This window comes from Thalassotalea euphylliae, assembly GCF_003390395.1.
GTDB lineage: Bacteria > Pseudomonadota > Gammaproteobacteria > Enterobacterales > Alteromonadaceae > Thalassotalea_F > Thalassotalea_F euphylliae_C.
Genome location: NZ_QUOV01000001.1, coordinates 14,731 through 34,822, shown reverse-complemented (window position 1 = coordinate 34,822; position 20,092 = coordinate 14,731). Strand labels below are relative to the sequence as shown.

The following is a 20,092-nucleotide window of genomic DNA, read 5'->3' as shown; positions in this document are numbered from 1 at the left end:
AACTCAATTTAAGGCATATTCGCTTAAATCGTGGTTTAAAAAACCAAACGTAAATTGTTCAACTGAACACCTTAAGTTTGGTTTCTTTTCTTCAATATCGTTATCAATGCAATGTGTGTGAACACTCAACATGGTGCGTTTTACTTCAAGATAAGGAGGTGATCCAACCCCAGGTTCCCCTAGGGTTACCTTGTTACGACTTCACCCCAGTCATGAATCACAAAGTGGTGACCGTCCTCCCGAAGGTTAAACTAGCCACTTCTTTTGCAACCCACTCCCATGGTGTGACGGGCGGTGTGTACAAGGCCCGGGAACGTATTCACCGCGACATTCTGATTCGCGATTACTAGCGATTCCGACTTCATGGAGTCGAGTTGCAGACTCCAATCCGGACTACGACGTACTTTCTGGGATTCGCTCCACCTCGCGGTCTTGCTGCCCTCTGTATACGCCATTGTAGCACGTGTGTAGCCCATCCCGTAAGGGCCATGATGACTTGACGTCGTCCCCACCTTCCTCCGGTTTATCACCGGCAGTCTCCTTAGAGTTCCCGACATTACTCGCTGGCAAATAAGGATAGGGGTTGCGCTCGTTGCGGGACTTAACCCAACATTTCACAACACGAGCTGACGACAGCCATGCAGCACCTGTCTCAGAGTTCCCGAAGGCACTAATCTATCTCTAGAAAATTCTCTGGATGTCAAGGGATGGTAAGGTTCTTCGCGTTGCATCGAATTAAACCACATGCTCCACCGCTTGTGCGGGCCCCCGTCAATTCATTTGAGTTTTAACCTTGCGGCCGTACTCCCCAGGCGGTCAACTTAGCGCGTTAGCTACGCTACTCACGTTTCAAGAACACAAACAGCTAGTTGACATCGTTTACGGCGTGGACTACCAGGGTATCTAATCCTGTTCGCTCCCCACGCTTTCGTGCCTCAGCGTCAGTATCTGTCCAGGTGGCCGCCTTCGCCACTGATGTTCCTTCCAATCTCTACGCATTTCACCGCTACACTGGAAATTCCACCACCCTCTACAGTACTCTAGTCAAACAGTTCCAAATGCAGTTCCGAGGTTAAGCCCCGGGATTTCACATCTGGCTTATCAAACCGCCTACGCACGCTTTACGCCCAGTAATTCCGATTAACGCTCGCACCCTCCGTATTACCGCGGCTGCTGGCACGGAGTTAGCCGGTGCTTCTTCTGTCGCTAACGTCACAGCTAGCAGATATTACCTACTAACCTTTCCTCACGACTGAAAGTGCTTTACAACCCGAAGGCCTTCTTCACACACGCGGCATGGCTGCATCAGGGTTTCCCCCATTGTGCAATATTCCCCACTGCTGCCTCCCGTAGGAGTCTGGGCCGTGTCTCAGTCCCAGTGTGGCTGATCATCCTCTCAAACCAGCTAGAGATCGTCGCCTTGGTAGGCCTTTACCCCACCAACTAGCTAATCTCACTTGGGCTAATCTTTTGGCACGAGGCCCGAAGGTCCCCCGCTTTGGTCCGTAAACATTATGCGGTATTAGCAGTCGTTTCCAACTGTTGTCCCCCACCAAAAGGCATATTCCCAAGCATTACTCACCCGTCCGCCGCTCGACGCCAAAGGAGCAAGCTCCTCTTCGTTTCCGCTCGACTTGCATGTGTTAAGCCTGCCGCCAGCGTTCAATCTGAGCCATGATCAAACTCTTCAATTAAAATCGTTTGTGAGACATCAGTCTCGGCTCAATGAATTCTGTACAAATAAAACTTATATAAAAGTAGTTTTTGCATGAGTTCACTGAGTTAATTTTTGCTAAGACAAGCTTAGCTATATTTGTAAAATCAACATCATGTGAATGCTCACACAAATTGCATGATAACTAATTGTTAAAGAACTGAACCTTGCGATTCAAACAAAACATCGCACTCGTGTTTTGTGGTTGCTCTCTCGTTGAGAGCGGATGCGCATTTTACGCTTCCTAGTTTTGATGTCAACAACTTTTTGAAAAACTTTTCTTAAAAAATAAGTAAAACATTTTTCTAAGTTATCTGACCCGTTTACTCAGCAAACTTGCTAACTAAACTTATCAAAACACTTCGTTGGGCTGCCCCGTGGAAGTGGATGCGCATTTTAGAGATTTTTAGCTGGGCGTCAACACCTTTTTGAAAGTTTTTTGACATTTTCATTTATTCGACTCATTTATGTACAAACCGCGTATTTATTGAGTAAAAACACCTAGATTATCCCAAATCCACCTATTTCAATGCCATTAACGCCAAGTTAGGAGACAATCGTAAAAACATAAATTTATTCAAACTAATTCCTTATCAATAGAGCAACTACTTATTTAGTTTCGCTTTTTTGCTACTATTGTTGGTAAATATGCTTTTTTAATACGAGTTTGTCATGCCGTTATCTATCAGATCATATAAAGGTGTTACTCCTAACATTGATAGTACTTGTTATATAGATGAGAGTTCTGTGTTAGTTGGTGATGTAACCATTGGAGCAGATGCCAGTATTTGGCCTATGGTTGCTGCACGCGGTGATGTAAATGCTATTAGTATTGGTGAAAGAACCAATGTACAAGACGGAACGATTTTACATGTCACGCGAAAAAGTGCTCAAAACCCGAATGGTTTTCCATTAATTATCGGTGATGATGTGACAATTGGACATCAATGCATGTTGCATGGTTGTCAGCTAGGTAATCGTATCTTAGTTGGCATGGGGGCCATTATTATGGATGGTGCTGTAGTACAAGATGATGTCTTTATTGGTGCAGGAACATTAGTACCTCCCAATAAAACACTAGAAAGTGGTTACTTGTATGTGGGTAACCCAATGAAGAAAGCGCGACCGTTAAAAGAAGCTGAAGTTGCCTTTCTAAAGCAGTCAGCGATTAACTATGTTGAATTAAAAGATGACTACTTAAAAGAGAGCACATAATTTAGCTCTCTTATTTTCAGCATTTGCTTTACATGAAATACCGCTAGCTTAGCTTGATATGTATTTCATTCGATTCTAGCTCGTTATCTTCAAACCACATTTCTGCAATTTCTTCTAAATCATAACGGGTACAATGACTGATCTCGTCAAGTTTTGACAGTGAATATGAGTGAAAATAGATGGTCACCAGTTGCCCTGCCACCATTCCTGACATTTGCCAACAGCCTTTATCAGCGTTAAACGCTAAGTCATCGTTAAATAGTATTGATTGATTCATTTAAAGTATTCGCCTTTTGTGGGGGTGAATTGTTCTAAGCCAGTTTAGCTAGCAAGCTCAGCTCTAAGCATGTTCAAAACACTCTCTTGAGCAGGCTCGACCCCACGCCAAACTTTAAAACTTTCCGCCGCTTGACCCACTAACATCCCCAATCCATCAACAATTGTGGTTGCGCCATGCTCTGCAGCCCAACTAAGAAAACAGGTTGGTTTGTCTTGGTACACCATGTCGTAAGCAAAACATCCTGCTGAGAAAATACTGGGTGGCACTGGCGGTAGTTCTCCCGTTAAGCTGGTAGAACTCGAATTTATGATCACATCAAAGCTATGCTTAGCTGCCAACTCAGTTATGGGTAAAGCGTTAATGTTGCCAAATGCCTTAAACTTGTCCGCGAGCAATTCTGCTTTTTCATGGGTGCGATTAACAATAACCAAAAGCTCTGGCTGGCAATCAAGCAATGGTTTAATCACGCCACGCGCAGCTCCGCCTGCACCGATTAACAACACTTTTTTGTTTAGAAGAGCACCATTATTAATGAGATCGTTGACTAGACCCGCGCCGTCTGTGTTGTCGCCAGCAATAGTTCCATCCGCATGAAACGTTAAGGTATTTACTGCACCTGCAAGCCGAGCACGTTCAGACAGTTGATTGGCTAAATTAAAAGCTTGCTGTTTAAATGGCATGGTGATGTTACAGCCTTGCCCACCAGCATCAACAAATTGCTTTATACCTTGCTCAAAACCGTCAAGACCTGGGTCAATAGCTGTATATTCGATATTTTGCTTCGTATTTTCAGCAAATTGTTGATGGATTTTCGGGGATTTAGATTGGGTGATCGGGTGGCCAAAAACGGCATATTTATCCATTGGCGAGTAAATTCCTGATAGCAAGCATTAGTTTTCAGGCATTAAAGAACGTTTTCGAGTCGCTGACAAGTAGCATTTGAGCGCATGCTTATGCGCAATGGATTTAATATATGCTTTCCAAAACAAAAAAGCCGCACTTAGTTACCCAAGTGCGGCTAGCCAAGCTCAACAGAGATTAGAACTTGTAACCAATCATTAGCGAGTAAACCATAGGGTCAATATCTACGCTAACTTTACCCGGTACTGCACCGCCAACGGCTGTGAATGAACCATCAGTGTCAATGTCAATGTAACGCGCTGAAGCGTTGATTGACCAGTGCTCATCAATTAAGTAATCAACACCAATTTGCGCACTTAAACCCCAAGAGCTATCTAGATCTAGATCATTAGCATCTAGTGGTGCGCCAACAGGTGTAACCGTTGTACCATCGCTAATACTTACGATAGTTGGGCTGTTAGCACCTTGTAATGCTGGGTTGAAGTCTTCTTCAAAGAAAATTGTGTAGTTAACACCAACACCAACGTAAGGTTTGAAGTTTGAGTTAGTGTCAAAGTAATAAAGTGCACTTAATGTTGGTGGTAAGTGCTTAGTTTCACCTAGGTTGGTAGAGCCTGCACCTGTATGAACAGTGATGTCATGCTTAAATGGTGTTGCTGCTAGTAATTCTACCGCCCAGTTTGAATCTAAGAAGTAAACAAAGTTCAAACCTAACTGTGTATCATCTTCAACAGATAATGAGATAGGACCTGCGCCTAAATCTACAGTTTGGTCAGCAGCAAAGATTGTTGCTTTATCGCTGCTTGGATCAACCATAGTTGCACCACCACGTACAACGATGTCGCCAGCTTGATAACCAGCTGCCAATGCACCAAATGTCATTGAAGATAAAACCGCTAGAGTAATAATGCTTTTTTTCATGAGAGTCTTCCCCTTAAATAATTGACGCCAGTCTACTGATATCCGGAGGAGCAAAAGTTGATTTACCTCAAGGTTCTTTGCGCAGATAAGCTCATCGAAGCGATTTGCTGAAGAAATAATGATCTAAATCAATAAATAACAGGGAACTAAATTTGAAAGGAAAGAAAAAGGGGAAGTAAAAAGAAAAATGCAGCTCAGTTTAACAAGCCAAGCTGCACATTAAGCCGGTGATTAGGCGAGCCAATCACGCGGTACAAGGAACTCATTAAGTTTAGCCTCAGCACTACCAGCTTCAGCCTGATAGTTGTACTCCCAGCGCGCCAGTGGTGGCATCGACATCAAGATAGACTCTGTGCGACCACCTGACTGCAGGCCAAAGAGCGTACCGCGATCAAACACTAGATTAAATTCTACATAGCGGCCACGGCGATATAACTGGAATTGGCGTTCTTGCTCACCGAAAGGCGTATCTTTGCGTTTAGCGATAATTGGCGTGTAAGCATCGATATAACCTTGACCAACAGATTTAACATAATCAAAGCAACGGTCAAAGCCCCAGCTATTGAGGTCGTCAAAGAATAAACCACCAACACCGCGGGTTTCATTACGGTGTTTTAAAAAGAAGTATTCATCACACCATTTTTTATGATCGTGATAAACCGAATCACCAAAGGGTTGACATAAATCATGTGCCACTTGGTGCCAATGCACTACATCTTCCTCAAATGGATAGAAAGGCGTTAAGTCAAAACCACCACCAAACCACCAAACAGGTGCTTCGCCTTCCTTCTCAGCAATAAAGAAGCGAACATTAGCATGTGATGTCGGAATATATGGGTTTTTTGGATGGATGACCAAAGATACCCCACATGCTTGCCAACTGCGGCCTGCTAATTCGGGGCGATGGGCAGTAGCTGAAGGGGGCAGTTTGTCGCCTGCCACCAGTGAGAAATTTACGCCACCTTGCTCAATTACCGCACCGTCGGTTAGCACCCGTGTACGGCCACCACCGCCTTCGGCTCGCTTCCAATTGTCTTCGGTAAATTTGCCTGTACCGTCAGCTTGCTCAAGCGCTGCACAAATTTGGTCTTGTAGAGATTTAAAATAGTCGACAACTTGGTCGATACTAATATCACTCATGATCGGAAAATTTCTCCAGTTAAACCATCAATAATGGTAGATGGTTGTTCAAAGCCTAGGGTTTCCCCTTTGATGACATGGTCTAAACGCCCCGCCAATGCTTCCTCAACCTGTTGCCAAGTTTGACAAGGTGGTTGGCCGGACAGATTAGCACTGGTTGAAACAATTGGCTTATTCGTTTGATTACATAAGGCAACCACATCTGGCTGAGTAGTGACGCGCACCGCAATGGTGGTGAAGCTACCGGTTAGCCATTTAGGCGTATTTGGATGACAAGGCAATACTTGGGTGATGCCATCTGGCCAGCGAAACAAAATTTTATCGCGCTGCTCCGACGATAACACCAAATCATCAACATATGGCTTCAATTGCTCATAGCTAGCCGCTAATAGGATAAGCCCTTTTTCAACAGGACGCTGCTTAACATCAAGCAGTTTGTGAACTGCTTGCTCATTGTCTGGATCACAGCCCAAGCCAAACACAGCTTCCGTTGGATAAGCGATCAAGCCGCCTTGTTCAAAAACATCAACAGGGTTTGTCATATTTATTTATCGAGTTGGTTGCCATAAAAGTCAAAATTATACGGGTAAAAAACAAAAGTGCCACTGCGATAAAACGCAATGGCACCTCTAGAGCTAGTTAATCTGGCTGTTACTCAGCCCTGCATTGAAAACTACGCCTCTTCAAACAGTGCCTTAACTTTTTGTCGCAGCACAAACTTTTGAATTTTACCCGTTGAAGTTTTCGGTAGTTCGCTAAATACCACTGTTCTAGGACATTTAAAGTGCGCCAAGTGTGAACGGCAATATTCAATCACTTCATGTTCAGAAAGTGTAGCGCCGTCCTTTAAGGTAACAAACGCACAGGGTGTTTCACCCCACTTTTCGTCTGCTTTTGCGACTACAGCGGCTTCTAATATATCAGGATGCTGATAAAGCGCCCCTTCCACCTCAACCGATGAAATGTTCTCGCCACCTGAGATAATAATATCTTTAGCGCGATCACGAATCTCAATGTAACCATCGGGGTGCTTAACCGCCAAATCACCGGAATGAAACCAACCGTTAGCAAAGGCATCGACTGTAGCCGTTTCATTTTTTAAGTAGCCTTTCATCGTGGTATTACCGCGAAAAACAATCTCGCCAATGGTTTCAGCATCAGCAGGAACTGACACCTTGGTTTCAGGATCAATTACATCTACCTGTTCCTGAGTTTGATAACGAACCCCTTGCCTGGCTTTTAGTGCCGCCCGTTGATCACAATCAAGTGCATCCCACTCACTTTTCCATTCGCTCACCACACAAGGACCATAAACTTCCGTTAAACCATAGCTTTGAGTAACCTCAAAACCGAGCTCTTCTACCCCTTTAATAACCGCAGCGGGTGGCGGCGCGCCAGCGGTCATCACCTTAATATTGCGAGGTAACTGCGCCAGCTTATCTGGTTCAGCATTCATGATCATATTCAGCACAATCGGGGCGCCACAAAAATGGGTGACTTGATTATTGATGATGTTATCAGCTACTTGGTCAACAGCGACACTACGTAAACACACCTGCACGCCGCCAACAGCAACAATCGTCCATGGGAAACACCATCCATTGCAGTGAAACATCGGCAGTGTCCACAGGTACACCGGCTGTTCTCCTAATGGCCAGACTAAGGTATGCCCCAAAGCGTTGAGGTAAGCACCGCGATGTGAATAAACCACACCTTTGGGGTTCCCTGTTGTACCTGAGGTATAGTTAAGTGCTAATGCTTGCCACTCGTTGGTAATTAAATTGTCGTTAAAATCAGGATCACCTTCCGCCAGCAGCTCTTGATATTCTAACTGCCCTAAGCGCTCGCCTCCTGGCCCTTGTCGGTCATCAATATCAATAATCAGTGGTTGACGAGAACTGATTGCTAGGGCTTTTTTCACCACAGGGGCAAATGCGGTATCGGTCAGCAATACATCACATTCACCGTGATCAAGAATAAATGCTATCGCTTCGGGGTCGAGCCTGATATTTATCGCGTTAAGCACGGCACCCGTCATTGGTACACCGTAGTGTGCATCTAAAAATGCTGGAATATTCGCGGCAATCACACTTACCGTATCGCCTGTTTTAACGCCACGTTTAATCAAGGCAGAGGCAAGTCGATTTACATTCGACAAATATTCAGCATAGGTAAATTGTTCACTGCCGTGAATAATGGCAGTTCGAGTTGGGTGAACATCAGCGGTTCGTTGCAAAAAGGTAATTGGCGTTAGTGGCAAACTGTTCGCCTGTACTTGTTCTAAGCCATGGTTATAGATATTCATCGTTGCCCCACTTTGTTTACACGCTGCGACGTTAAAAACACATAAATCAGGCCTGCAGCTAAGTTATCACTCTCACTATATGTGTCGAGAATGTTGTTAGATTGTCGACAATATTACCGAGGCAAGGTTTGTTCAGGTATTATCCTTTGGTCTAATACTGACGCTATTCGATATAATTTTTTCGCTTTAAGTTGCGATTTTACACAAGCGCTACAGTCGGCTTTTATCTCGCCTTTGCAAGCCTTTGCGTATATAATCGCCAGCCATATTCATTCCGGCTTATCACAAGCGTAACTAGATTATTAAAGGGTAGAGAAGATGAAAGTGGGCATTATTATGGGGTCAAAATCGGATTGGCCAACAATGCAACATGCAGCGGAAATGTTGGATTTATTTGGTGTCCCATATGAGACTAAAGTGGTGTCTGCACACCGCACTCCTCACTTACTAGCCGAATATGCTGAGTCAGCGAAAGCGCGTGGCATCAAAGTTATTATCGCCGGTGCTGGTGGTGCAGCCCACCTCCCTGGTATGACAGCAGCCTACACAAGCCTGCCGGTACTTGGTGTACCTGTTCAATCAAAAGCATTGAGCGGACAAGACTCTCTTCTTTCCATTGTACAAATGCCAAAAGGTATTGCGGTTGGCACACTAGCCATTGGTAATGCCGGTGCAGCCAATTCAGGTTTACTTGCCGCTCAAATTATTGGTACGCACGACGAAACAGTAATGGCCGCAGTGGAAAAATTCCGCGCAGAGCAAACAGAAACTATTCTAAGTAACCCTAACCCAGCAGAGTAGCACTGGCGATGAATGTACTAATTTTAGGTGCAGGCCAACTGGCACGTATGATGTCACTTGCCAGCAAACCACTCAATATCACTGTGCGTGCTTATGATGTTGGCAGCAAAACCGTTGTTGACCCACTAAATTCAGCGATCAGTTATGGCGATCTTAATGCCGGTATTGAATTCGCTGATACGATTACCGCTGAATTTGAACATATCAGCCATGATGTATTAGCCCAGTGTGAAGCCAGTGGTAAATTAAAGCCGAGTAGCCAAGCGATAAAAACAGGTGGCGACCGCCGTTTGGAAAAGGCATTGCTGACCAAAGCAAATGCCGCGAATGCCAAGCATCAAATCATCGAAAGCAAAGCAGACTTTGACCAAGCACTGCAAACGCTAACGCTACCGCTGATCTTAAAAAGCGCATTAGAAGGCTACGACGGCAAGGGCCAATGGCGCTTGAAAGACTTAAGCCAAGCTGATGATATTTGGGCTGATATTGAAGCATTTTTCCAAGGGAGTAAAAGCTCAGTTAAACAAGCCGTTATTGCTGAGCAAATGGTGCCGTTTGATCGCGAAGTATCATTAGTTGGTATGCGCGACGTTAATGGTAATACTAAAGTGTACCCATTAACGGAAAATCATCACACTGACGGTGTACTGACTATTTCTGTCGCGTTAAATGACAACGAAGCACTGCAAGCTCAAGCACAGCAAATTTTTGACAGTATCGCCAATGCGCTCGGTTATGTGGGTGTGCTTGCCATAGAGTTTTTCCAAGTTGGCGATCAGCTATTGGTTAACGAAATCGCTCCGCGAGTCCATAACTCAGGTCATTGGACACAACAAGGTGCCGATACTTGTCAATTTGAAAACCATATTCGCGCGGTTTGTGGACTACCACTTGGCAGTGGTGAATTAGTTAGACCTACGGCAATGATTAACATTTTGGGTGAAGATAGCGTACCCAATGCGATTTTAGATGTTCCGAGTGTAAGCTTGCATTGGTATGGTAAAACTAAACGCGCAGGTCGCAAAATGGGTCATATCAACTTGTCAGCTGCCACTAACCAGGCCTTATTCGCACGTTTGGAAAAAGTCGCGATGCTTTTACCTGAGCAAGCATTTAGCGATATCCAGCAATATGCGCGCTCGCTAGCAGCAAATACGTAATGCCTGACTTGCATTAAGATTGCGCTGATTGAAAATGTCCGCATTTTTTATCAGCGCACTGAAGCTTTTCACCAGCCGCCATTTGGCGTTTCAACACTAATTCAAAACCACATTGCTCACATTCGCCAGCGACTGGCTCGTGATTTACGGCAAATTTGCACTTAGGGTAATTATCGCAAGGATAAAAAGTTTTGCCGTAACGTGTGGTTTTTGCCGTTAACTGCCCTTTTTTACAAATGGGGCAAGCCACGCTAGTTTCAGGCTCTGCATCATTTTGCTCATGCTCAATATGATGACAAGTAGGAAAGTTCGTACAGCCAATAAACATACCATAGCGCCCCTGCTTTACGGCCAACTCATGCCCACATTCAGGGCATTCTGAACCAGCTAGCACTTTATCTTCAACCCGCTCATGCTCAACCACTGGCCGAGTATATTGACACTTAGGGTAGCTATTACAGCCGATAAAAGCGCCTGCTTTGCCTCGCTTAATACTCAGGTCACTACCACAGTCAGGGCAAACGCCATAGGCTTGCTCTAGTGCGTGTTCATGTTGGCTGAAAAGTGGATCGTCAGATTGAGACATAGCAATATCTGCGCGCTGGCGCTCGGTAAGAAAGGTTAAGTCGTATCACCATTATGCCACACGTAAAAAAAAGTGATCATCCTATATCTTGAAGATAATAGAGATAATCACTTTTTTGATATAATTCTACGCTGAAAAAACGAGCGTTAATCGGTCACGCGCTAGTGAAGCGGCCCATCAGGTCGCTCATCAAAAATTAGGTCTTCCATCTGAGAATAGGCTTTTTCACGGCCAGGTACGTTGAACAAGACCATTAGCACTACCCACTTTAAGTCATCTAAGTAAAAGTCTTTGGTGTCTAACTCCATAATGCGATCGATAACCATCTCTCGCGTCGTCACATCGAGTAAGTTGACTTGTTCAAGAAATAATAGAAAGCCACGACATTCAGCGTCTAAACGCTGCATTTCTTGTGCGGTATAAATACGTGTAGAAGGGCCACAGACTCGAGTTAAATAAGGGTGTGCATCATTGTTTTGCAAATCAGCGAGTTTTTCTAACCAACTAAGCGCCTTGTATATTTCATCCTGATGAAAACCAGCACGGGTTAACTCGTCGGTAAGCTCATCGTGATCCACCATAATCTCGGCTTCGGAGTGAATATAATTCTCAAAAAGGTACATAAGAATGTCAAACATAATTACCCCCTATGTAATCGAAGATAGCCACCAGGCACCGCAGATACCAGACCACTAAGCTCAAGCATTGTTAGCCGGGTTAACACTTCGTCTGTTGGAAGCTTACTCCGGGAAACCACTATATCTACGGGAGTGATTTCATAATCCACACTAGCTAACAATGCATCGTTTAACAAGCCCTGTTGATGACTTTTTACAATTTTTTCATCGGCCTGAATAACATGACCAGATGAATCAGAAATAACTAACTCTTCTATAATGTCGGCTGAACAAGCGATTAATTTAGCACCTTGTTTAATCAATTGATGACAGCCTTTTGCCATTGGGTTTAGCGGCGATCCTGGTACCGCAAACACCTCTCTATTTTGTTCTAATGCGCTTTTTGCCGTCACCAAAGAGCCACTTTTAATTTCAGCCTCGACCACTACGGTTCCCAAACTTAAACCACTAATAATACGGTTACGGCGCGGAAAATGACCAGGTTTGGCGACAGTACCCGGTAAGAATTCACTGACAATCGCCCCACCCTTGTCCAATAAATTAGACGCTAATAGTTTATGACGAGCAGGGTAAATTTTATCAATACCCGTGGCAATTACCGCGATGGTGTTACCACTTGCTTGCAATGCTCCTTGATGAGCTGCGGCATCTATGCCCAATGCCAAGCCGCTAGTAATGGTTAACCTGTTTGAAAGCTCTTGTGCAAGTTGGCTTGCATATTCTCGTCCAGCATGAGTAGCAGAGCGGCTACCGACAATCGCTATTTGAGCCGTATTGAGCAATGCTTTGTCGCCCTTTAACCAAAGTACCAAGGGAGGGTCATATATTTGCGAGAGCAATTTAGGGTAAGCAGGATCGGAAAATACAATCATTTGACTATTAGCGTTATCGCTAGCGCGGATAATATCGGAAATACGCTGCCAATCCGGAGAGCTAATTGCACTAGCTTGTGGCTTGTTTAGCCCTAAAGCCAGCAACTGTGCTTGGGAAAGTTGAAAAAGTTGGGCTAGGCCATGCTGCTCTACTAACGAAACCTTGCGATGAATAGCAAGGCGTGGCACTAACTTTAACGCCAGCCATAATGCAGTATCGTTATGACCCAAAGCTCTCTCCTTAAGCGTGAATCCTCAAAACCTAAGATTGACCTACCAACTGATAGTCTACCTACTGATAATTTCGATAAACCTCATTGGAATAAATGTGACTGCAAGATCAAAAAAGGCATACCACTATAGTTATAGCTGGTATGCCTTTGTTTTCAACTAGTTGTAATGACTAATTATTAACTTTGGCTAAGGCGCCGTTACAACATCCAAAAGTCGCGCCGGTTTACTTGTACGTAATATTAATGCCATTGACGCTTTGTCGTAAACTTTAAAGACCATTACTTCGCCTAGCGCTTCTTCCGGCATGTCATATTCAGCTTCACCGCCACTGGTTAATCGATCCCAACGAGAAGCTATTGCTTTGTATTGCGGACCACTTTTCGTTTCGACAACCGCTGGGCTCTTGCGCTGTATAGACATCACATCACCCACTTTCAGAGCATGCTCGGCGCCACGATTAATCATCACGACTTCAAGTTTTCCAAACTCTCTACCGTCAGTAGCAGATTTAACAATCATGCCGCGTATCGCAGGATCTGCACTTTGCATGGTAAAAAAAGATGGCAACAGCTGGCCTTCGTTGATCGGCATCACTAAATTACCTGAGCGAATTTCACGATTCGCCGAGTTCACTAGCATAGTGCTTGGGCGACGCACTGACATATTACCAGCTCGAATTACCTGCGCAGTACCCGTTAATTTAACATTGTAGCCAAGAGATTTATCGGTTTCTGGGTCGATGATTTCCTCATCGACATAATACATGGCATAAGATTTACCAGGGACAAGATCATCGTTGACATAAACTTTAAAGCCATCCGTACTTGATTTATGCCCTTCATCACTGCCGATCACATAAGGCAATGTGTCAATTTGCTCTTGCGTTAACAAGTGGTCGTATTGAATGTAAGGCGCAATGACATTGAGCGGTAACGTTGTTACTGGCTCTTTTTTAATTTGCTTGCGCAGTTTCGGTGATAACTTAATGGTTGGTTTTTCACGCGGCGCAACTTCCACTGGTGGCGCGATAACTTCTGGCACAACCTCAGGTTCTGGCTCCGGCTCTGCTTCCACTATAAGTTGAGGCTCACCTTGCTCATCATAAACAAGACGTAAAACATCGCCAGGGTAAATAAGGTGAGGATTGTTAATTTCGGGATTGAGACGCCACAGTTTAGGCCAAAGCCACGGTTGCTCTAAAAATATCGAAGAAATGTCCCATAGCGTGTCTCCCTTTTCCACTATGTAGGTCTTCGGCGCATCTTCATTCAATTGAAGTACATCGGCGACCGCAAGCCATGGCAAGGTGAAGAATGTTGCTGAGAGTATAATTTTTTTTATCATGCTACTCTGTCCATTTTATACAAAAACTTCAAACCACTATTATTGTTGTTATTTAATGGCTAAAATTGAAACATAACATCCTAGCTTAATTATCGCTAATTATTTGTAAAAATTATGACCGTTTTATCCGTTTTACGCTTTCCTGATGAGAGATTGCGCACCAAGGCAGAACCTGTAACCCAAGTTAATGATGAAATTAGAAAAATTGTCGATGACATGTTTGAAACCATGTATGACGAAAATGGTGTTGGCTTAGCCGCAACACAGGTCAATATTCATCAACGTATTGTCGTTATGGACTGTAGTGACGACAAAAGTGACCCTCTTACCTTAATTAACCCCGAAATTATTAACAAAAGTGACGAAACTTTTATTAACGAAGAAGGCTGTTTATCTGTACCTGGCTGTTATGCGAAGGTCACTCGCCACGAACAAGTTACGGTCAAAGCACTCGATCGCGATGGCAACGAATTTACCCGTGATGCTGACGAGCTGTTAAGTATTTGTATTCAACATGAGTTAGATCACTTAGCAGGTGTACTGTTTGTCGACTACTTATCTCCATTAAAGCGCAAACGCATTCAAACTAAGCTTGAAAAAGAAGCTCGTCTCAACGCTAAAGCTTAATCTAACCTCGCTAACTTAAGGTACGCCATTGACTTCTCCACTTAATATCGTTTTCGCCGGAACGCCAGATTTTGCTGCCCAGCATTTACAAGCGTTGATTGACTCAGAGCATAATGTGATTGCTGCTTATTGCCCACCAGACAAACCTGCTGGTCGCGGTAAAAAGCTAACGGCTTGTGCAACTAAAGTATTAGCGCAAGCACATGATATTCCGGTATACCAACCAAAGAACTTTAAAGAAACGCAAGATCAGCTCGATTTAAAGGCGTTAAATGCTGATGTCATGGTAGTAGTGGCCTATGGCTTATTACTGCCAAAAGTTATTTTGGACGCGCCGCGACTTGGCTGTATTAATGTTCACGGTTCGCTTTTGCCCAAGTGGCGAGGTGCTGCGCCTATTCAGCGCTCACTCGAAGCGGGCGACGAAGAGACTGGCGTGACGATTATGCAAATGGATGAAGGTTTAGATACTGGCGATATGATCTTAAAGGCCAGTTGCCCTATTCTTGAATCTGATACCAGTGCTAGCTTGTACGAAAAATTAGCAGAGCTAGGTCCGAAAGCGCTAGTTGAAACACTAAGCTTAATGGCACAAGGTGACTACCCACGCGAAGTCCAAGATAACAACCAAGCCACTTATGCCGCAAAACTTGATAAAGCTCATGCAGAAATTAATTGGCAACAAAGTGCACGCGACATCGACTTAAAGCGTCGCGCCTATTTCCCTTGGCCTGGTTGTCATATCAACTTAACTGACCAACAAGGTAAATCGCAAACGGTTAAAGTTCACCAAGCCCGCGTTGTTGATCAAGATGTTAGTAACCTAACTCCAGGCGAGGTTATCAGTGCAGACAAATCGGGCATTGTTGTCGCAACCAAAGAACAAGCCTATCGCCTAGAGGTGTTACAACTACCGGGTAAAAAGCCCTTACCAGTGCAAGACGTACTCAACGGTCGTGCAGATTGGTTTGCAGTTGGCCAAGCGATCACAGGATTTGACGCTCAAGAAACAAAAGGCAGCTAACTAATATGAGCGCAAATATTAGAGCGCTATGCGCACAAGTGTGTTTTGCTGTAGTGGAACAAGGCCGCAGTTTGGCAGAGGAAGTGCCGTTAAAAGCCGCTAAAGTGGAAGGCAAAGACAAAGGCCTATTGCAAGAGCTTTGCTATGGTGTACTGCGCCACTTGCCTGAACTAGAAAATGATGTTCGACAGTTTTTAGCCAAACCATTAAAAGGTAAACAGCGCGTTTGCCACTTTTTGATATTAGTGGGTATTTATCAACTTAAGTACACGCGAATTCCAGATCATGCTGCGCTCAATGAAACAGTGTCAGCAACAGGAAAACTTAAAAGTGGCCACTTAAAAAATTTGGTTAATGGCGTGCTAAGAAATTTCCAGCGCCAGCATCAAAAACAAAACTCGAATCCAGAAAGCGAACAAGAAGTGAGCGCCAACTTACTTCCTGAACCTATATTTTATAATCACCCTAGCTGGTTTATTAAACTTGTTAAAGCCGCTTACCCAGAGCAATGGTCAACGATATTAACAGCTAACATGCAGCGCCCGCCCATGTGGCTACGCACGAATGTTAGCCAACAATCAAGTGACGCCTATCAACAGCAACTTGCCGAATTAGCAATTGAACTGGCTGCAATCGAGCCAAAGTCAAAAGCACTTAAGCTAGATCAAGCAATAGATGTAAATAAACTGCCAAACTTCAGCTCAGGAGCAGCGTCAGTGCAAGATGCTGCGGCACAACAATCGGCACGCTTGTTAGATTGTCAGCCAGGTGATCATGTGTTGGATTGTTGCGCGGCGCCCGGCGGTAAAACCTGTCATTTAATTGAGCAAACACCAGAGCTTGCCAGCGTTACCGCCTTAGATGTCGATGAGCGTAGACTCGCTCGTGTGCAAGAAAACCTCGAGCGCATTGGCCTAAACGCAAAATTGCAGTGTGGTGATGCCACCAAGCCAGAGTCTTGGTGGGACGGCACACAATACGATCGTATTTTGCTCGACGCGCCTTGCTCAGCAACTGGCGTGATCAGGCGCCACCCAGATATTAAATGGCTACGTAAAGCAGACGATATTGAGGCGCTTGCCGAGCTGCAGGCGCAGATACTGAGAAAAATGTGGTCATTACTTAAACCCGGTGGTACTTTGCTATACGCAACATGTAGCGTATTACCGCAAGAAAACAGTGAACAAATAGCACAGTTTCTTGCACAGCAAAGTGATGCTCAGCTAATCGAACTACCGGAATATCAAGGCAAAATTGGCTGGCAAATACTACCAGGCGAACAAGATATGGATGGCTTTTACTACGCCAAGTTAGTCAAAAGCGCTAGTTAAGCAGGCTCACTGACAACACAATAGCCATCGGTAGCATCAACAATAGTAGATTATGAAAATAATAATAATTGGCGCAGGCCAAGTAGGCGGTACCTTAGCGGAAAATCTGGTGGGTGAGCGTAATGATATTTCGCTGATCGATACCGATAGTCAAACCTTATTAGAGCTGCAAGATAAGCTAGATTTACAAGTGATCACCGGACAAGGTTGTCACCCCGATGTGTTAGCCCGTGCAGGCGCTGATGATGCCGATATGATCATTGCCGTGACCAACGACGATGCGACCAATATGATCGCTTGTCAAATCGCCTACACCCTGTTTAGCACACCGAAAAAAGTCGCACGTATTCGCTCGTCAGAAATTGTTGAGCGCAAGCGTGAGCTATTTAACAAAGACCATATTCCGGTCGACCACGTGATTGCGCCAGAGCAACTAGTGACTCGCGATATTATTCACTTGATTGAATACCCTGGCGCCCTACAAGTGCTGGAATTTGCCAATGGTAAGGTTAGCTTAGTGGCGGTAAAAGCCTACTATGGTGGTTTACTGGTAGGTCACGCGTTATCAACGCTGAAAGAGCATATTCCCAATGTTGATACTCGTGTAGCCGCTATATACCGCAATGGCCGCCCTATTCGCCCACTGGGCACAACCGTAATTGAAGCGGATGATGAAGTCTTCTTTATTGCCGCCAGTATTCATATTCGCGCGGTAATGAACGAGCTGCAAAAACTTGAACCTGCCTACAAGCGTATAATGATCGCAGGCGGCGGTAACATTGGTGCTGGTATTGCGAAAAAGCTCGAACAAAACCATCAGGTTAAATTGATTGAGCGTTCGCCAGAGCGCGCTAAACAATTAACCCAAGAACTCGATAAAACACTCATTTTTACTGGCGACTCATCCGATCAAGAATTGCTACAAGAAGAGCAGATTGACCAGTTTGATGTGTTTATTGCCGTAACCAACGACGATGAAGCCAATATCATGTCGTCGCTGTTGGCGAAAAAGCTCGGTGTTCGTAAAACCATGGTGCTGATCCAACGAGAAGCCTATGTGAACTTAGTGCATGGCAGTAGTATCGATATTGCCATTTCGCCACAACATTCAACGATTTCCGCGCTACTTACCCATGTCCGCAAGGGCACGATCAACAATGTTTATAGCTTGCGTGGCGGCGCCGCTGAAGCAATAGAAATTGTAGCGAAAGGTGATGAAACCTCATCAAAGGTCGTCGGTCGTGAAATTCGTGATATTAAGCTTCCGCCAGGCACCACTATAGGCGCGATTGTGCGCGGTGATGAAGTGATAATTGCCCACTCTGACAGCGTGATTATGGAAGACGATCACGTCATACTCTTCCTAGTGAATAAGAAGTATATTTCAGACGTTGAAAAGTTATTCCAAGTGGGCGTGATTTATTTTTAGTGATCGCTCTTTGCAAAGCGCTACTCATTAAAAAAGCTGGCAATCGCCAGCTTTTTTAATGAGTAGATTTCTTAGTTATACATATTGCGCGTGGTATTAATTACGCCAAAACGCAGGGGTAAACAGAACAAGTAAGGTAAATATTTCCAAACGACCAAACAGCATAGCGACAATCAATACCCACTTGCTAAAGTCGTTGATCGACGCAAAGTTTGCCGCAACTTCGCCTAACCCTGGGCCTAAGTTATTCATACAAGCTGCTACCGCAGTAAAGGCGCTAATATCGTCCATACCAGAAGCTAACAACAACAGCATACAAATCACAAAGACTGCCGCATAAGCAGAGAAGAAACCCCAAACCGCCTCGATAACACGATCAGGTAACGCCTTGCGACCTAACTTAATCGTGAACACAGCCTTGGGATGAACAAGCTTGTTAAGCTCACGTACACCTTGTAGGTACAACAACACAACGCGCACCACTTTCATACCACCGCCAGTACTGCCTGCACAGCCACCGATAAAGCTGGCAAAAATAAGTAGTAGTGGCAGCAAGGTTGGCCAATCAGCAAAAGACGTGGTGGCAAAGCCCGCTGTCGTACTAATAGAAACCGACTGAAACAATGCCTGATCCAAGGCGACATCAGCACTTTGATAAGTGTTATGGCTCATCAACACAGCAAAACATATCGCCGTCAAAATTACCTGCAAGGTAATAAAGAACTTAAATTCCGGATCGGCAAAATAGTTTCGAATAGACTTGTTTTGCACCGCCGCATAATGCAGCGCAAAATTGATGCCTGCGATAATAAGAAAGACAACACAAATTAAGTTGATCACTGGGCTATTAAAGTAGCCCATACTGGCATCATGAGTAGAGAAGCCACCAATCGCAATCGTCGAGAACGAGTGACAAATAGCATCAAAAACCGACATACCCGCTAACCAATAAGCAACAGCACAAGCAATGGTTAACGATAAGTAGATATACCATAAATGTTTGGCAGTATCGGCGATGCGGGGGGTCATTTTCGAGTCTTTCACTGGCCCTGGGGTTTCCGCACGGTAGAGCTGCATACCACCGATCCCTAGCATGGGCAGAACCGCTACCGCGAGTACGATGATTCCCATGCCACCTAACCACTGCAATTGCTGACGATAAAACAGTACCGCATGAGGTAAGCCATCAATTTTCGTTAATATAGTGGCCCCTGTAGTGGTTAACCCAGAGAAAGATTCAAAAAAAGCATCGGTGGTTGTTAAATTTGGGGTTTCCAACAACATCAGTGGAATCGCTGAAAAGCTTGCCAATACCGTCCAAAACAAGACTACGATAAGAAAGCCTTCCCTCGCTCGCAAGTCGTCCTTTTTCTGTCGATTGGGATACCACAGGGCAAGACCAATAAACAAACACCACATAAAGGCCATTAAGAAAGGAACACCGCCACCATCGCGATAAATGAGTGACACAACAGCAGGCGGTAACATAGTCACGCTGAGTAGCGCGACTAGTAGCCCTAAAATACGAATAATGTTTCTATATTGCACTGATATACGCTACTTAGCTTTGTTCTGTGGTTTCGTTAAGTGCACCTTAGCTATTTAATAAC

At 44.6% G+C, this 20,092-nt stretch carries 18 protein-coding genes and 1 rRNA gene; 7 read left to right on the top strand and 12 right to left on the bottom strand.

From position 1 onward, the window contains the following. Positions 1-151: 151 nt before the first annotated feature. Positions 152-1,694 (bottom strand): 16S ribosomal RNA (locus tag DXX92_RS00155). Positions 1,695-2,386: 692 nt separating this feature from the next. Between DXX92_RS00155 and DXX92_RS00150 the strand changes: the two genes are divergently transcribed. Continuing rightward, positions 2,387-2,929 (top strand): gamma carbonic anhydrase family protein, encoded by a 543-nt coding sequence (locus DXX92_RS00150; RefSeq protein ID WP_115998575.1) that lies wholly within the window; start codon positions 2,387-2,389, stop codon positions 2,927-2,929. Positions 2,930-2,972: 43 nt separating this feature from the next. Here DXX92_RS00150 and DXX92_RS00145 read toward each other — a convergent pair whose 3' ends face one another. The 6 genes from DXX92_RS00145 to DXX92_RS00120 all read right to left on the bottom strand — a co-directional run bounded on the left by DXX92_RS00145 (position 2,973) and on the right by DXX92_RS00120 (position 8,436). After that, the gene (locus DXX92_RS00145) at positions 2,973-3,206 is read right to left on the bottom strand and encodes a hypothetical protein (RefSeq protein WP_115998574.1); all 234 of its coding nucleotides are present in this window, start codon (positions 3,204-3,206) and stop codon (positions 2,973-2,975) included. Between the two features lie 44 nt (positions 3,207-3,250). Continuing rightward, positions 3,251-4,072, bottom strand: coding sequence for a shikimate dehydrogenase (gene aroE, locus DXX92_RS00140; RefSeq protein ID WP_115998573.1), 822 nt, complete (start codon positions 4,070-4,072; stop codon positions 3,251-3,253). Positions 4,073-4,247: 175 nt separating this feature from the next. After that, positions 4,248-4,991 (bottom strand): OmpW/AlkL family protein, encoded by a 744-nt coding sequence (locus DXX92_RS00135; protein WP_115998572.1) that lies wholly within the window; start codon positions 4,989-4,991, stop codon positions 4,248-4,250. A 231-nt stretch (positions 4,992-5,222) separates the two neighbouring features. Next, positions 5,223-6,131, bottom strand: a complete 909-nt coding sequence (hemF, locus tag DXX92_RS00130; RefSeq protein ID WP_115998571.1) for an oxygen-dependent coproporphyrinogen oxidase — start codon at positions 6,129-6,131, stop codon at positions 5,223-5,225. Next, positions 6,128-6,673 carry an L-threonylcarbamoyladenylate synthase gene (locus DXX92_RS00125; protein WP_115998570.1) on the bottom strand — a complete coding sequence of 182 codons (546 nt, stop codon included), beginning with the start codon at positions 6,671-6,673 and terminating at the stop codon, positions 6,128-6,130. The genes hemF and DXX92_RS00125 overlap by 4 nt, the downstream gene beginning before the upstream one ends. 131 nt (positions 6,674-6,804) lie before the next feature. After that, positions 6,805-8,436: an acyl-CoA synthetase gene (locus tag DXX92_RS00120; protein ID WP_115998569.1), complete on the bottom strand. Its 1,632-nt coding sequence runs from the start codon at positions 8,434-8,436 to the stop codon at positions 6,805-6,807. 318 nt (positions 8,437-8,754) lie between these two features. Here DXX92_RS00120 and purE point away from each other — a divergent pair, with 318 nt between their 5' ends. Together purE and DXX92_RS00105 are read left to right on the top strand one after the other, a co-directional pair. Next, entirely contained in the window at positions 8,755-9,237 is a 483-nt protein-coding gene (gene purE, locus DXX92_RS00110) for a 5-(carboxyamino)imidazole ribonucleotide mutase (RefSeq protein ID WP_115998567.1), read from the top strand. Between the two features lie 8 nt (positions 9,238-9,245). Beyond that, entirely contained in the window at positions 9,246-10,397 is a 1,152-nt protein-coding gene (locus DXX92_RS00105) for a 5-(carboxyamino)imidazole ribonucleotide synthase (protein ID WP_115998566.1), read from the top strand. Between the two features lie 13 nt (positions 10,398-10,410). Here the strand turns inward: DXX92_RS00105 and DXX92_RS00100 are convergent, their stop codons facing one another. The 4 genes from DXX92_RS00100 to DXX92_RS00085 all read right to left on the bottom strand — a co-directional run bounded on the left by DXX92_RS00100 (position 10,411) and on the right by DXX92_RS00085 (position 14,071). Then, the gene (locus DXX92_RS00100) at positions 10,411-10,983 is read right to left on the bottom strand and encodes a DNA topoisomerase family protein (protein ID WP_115998565.1); all 573 of its coding nucleotides are present in this window, start codon (positions 10,981-10,983) and stop codon (positions 10,411-10,413) included. 161 nt (positions 10,984-11,144) lie between these two features. Continuing rightward, positions 11,145-11,621, bottom strand: coding sequence for a DUF494 family protein (locus DXX92_RS00095; RefSeq protein WP_115998564.1), 477 nt, complete (start codon positions 11,619-11,621; stop codon positions 11,145-11,147). A 2-nt stretch (positions 11,622-11,623) separates the two neighbouring features. Further along, positions 11,624-12,724 (bottom strand): DNA-processing protein DprA, encoded by a 1,101-nt coding sequence (dprA, locus tag DXX92_RS00090; protein ID WP_115998563.1) that lies wholly within the window; start codon positions 12,722-12,724, stop codon positions 11,624-11,626. 189 nt (positions 12,725-12,913) lie between these two features. Then, a complete protein-coding gene (locus tag DXX92_RS00085; protein ID WP_115998562.1) occupies positions 12,914-14,071 on the bottom strand; it encodes a LysM peptidoglycan-binding domain-containing protein in 1,158 nt (385 codons plus the stop codon). A gap of 114 nt (positions 14,072-14,185) precedes the next feature. Between DXX92_RS00085 and def the strand changes: the two genes are divergently transcribed. From def to trkA, 4 genes are read left to right on the top strand one after another with little or no spacing between them, the layout of a single operon-like run. Next, complete coding sequence (gene def / locus DXX92_RS00080) at positions 14,186-14,698, top strand: peptide deformylase (protein WP_115998561.1); 513 nt, start codon at positions 14,186-14,188, stop codon at positions 14,696-14,698. A gap of 28 nt (positions 14,699-14,726) precedes the next feature. After that, entirely contained in the window at positions 14,727-15,722 is a 996-nt protein-coding gene (gene fmt / locus DXX92_RS00075) for a methionyl-tRNA formyltransferase (RefSeq protein WP_115998560.1), read from the top strand. A gap of 5 nt (positions 15,723-15,727) precedes the next feature. Then, the gene (rsmB, locus tag DXX92_RS00070; protein ID WP_115998559.1) at positions 15,728-17,053 is read left to right on the top strand and encodes a 16S rRNA (cytosine(967)-C(5))-methyltransferase RsmB; all 1,326 of its coding nucleotides are present in this window, start codon (positions 15,728-15,730) and stop codon (positions 17,051-17,053) included. A gap of 52 nt (positions 17,054-17,105) precedes the next feature. Then, positions 17,106-18,482: a Trk system potassium transporter TrkA gene (gene trkA / locus DXX92_RS00065; protein ID WP_115998558.1), complete on the top strand. Its 1,377-nt coding sequence runs from the start codon at positions 17,106-17,108 to the stop codon at positions 18,480-18,482. 96 nt (positions 18,483-18,578) lie between these two features. Here the strand turns inward: trkA and DXX92_RS00060 are convergent, their stop codons facing one another. Beyond that, on the bottom strand, positions 18,579-20,030 hold the full coding sequence (locus tag DXX92_RS00060; protein ID WP_115998557.1) for a TrkH family potassium uptake protein: 1,452 nt from the start codon (positions 20,028-20,030) through the stop codon (positions 18,579-18,581). Between the last annotated feature and the right edge of the window lie 62 nt (positions 20,031-20,092).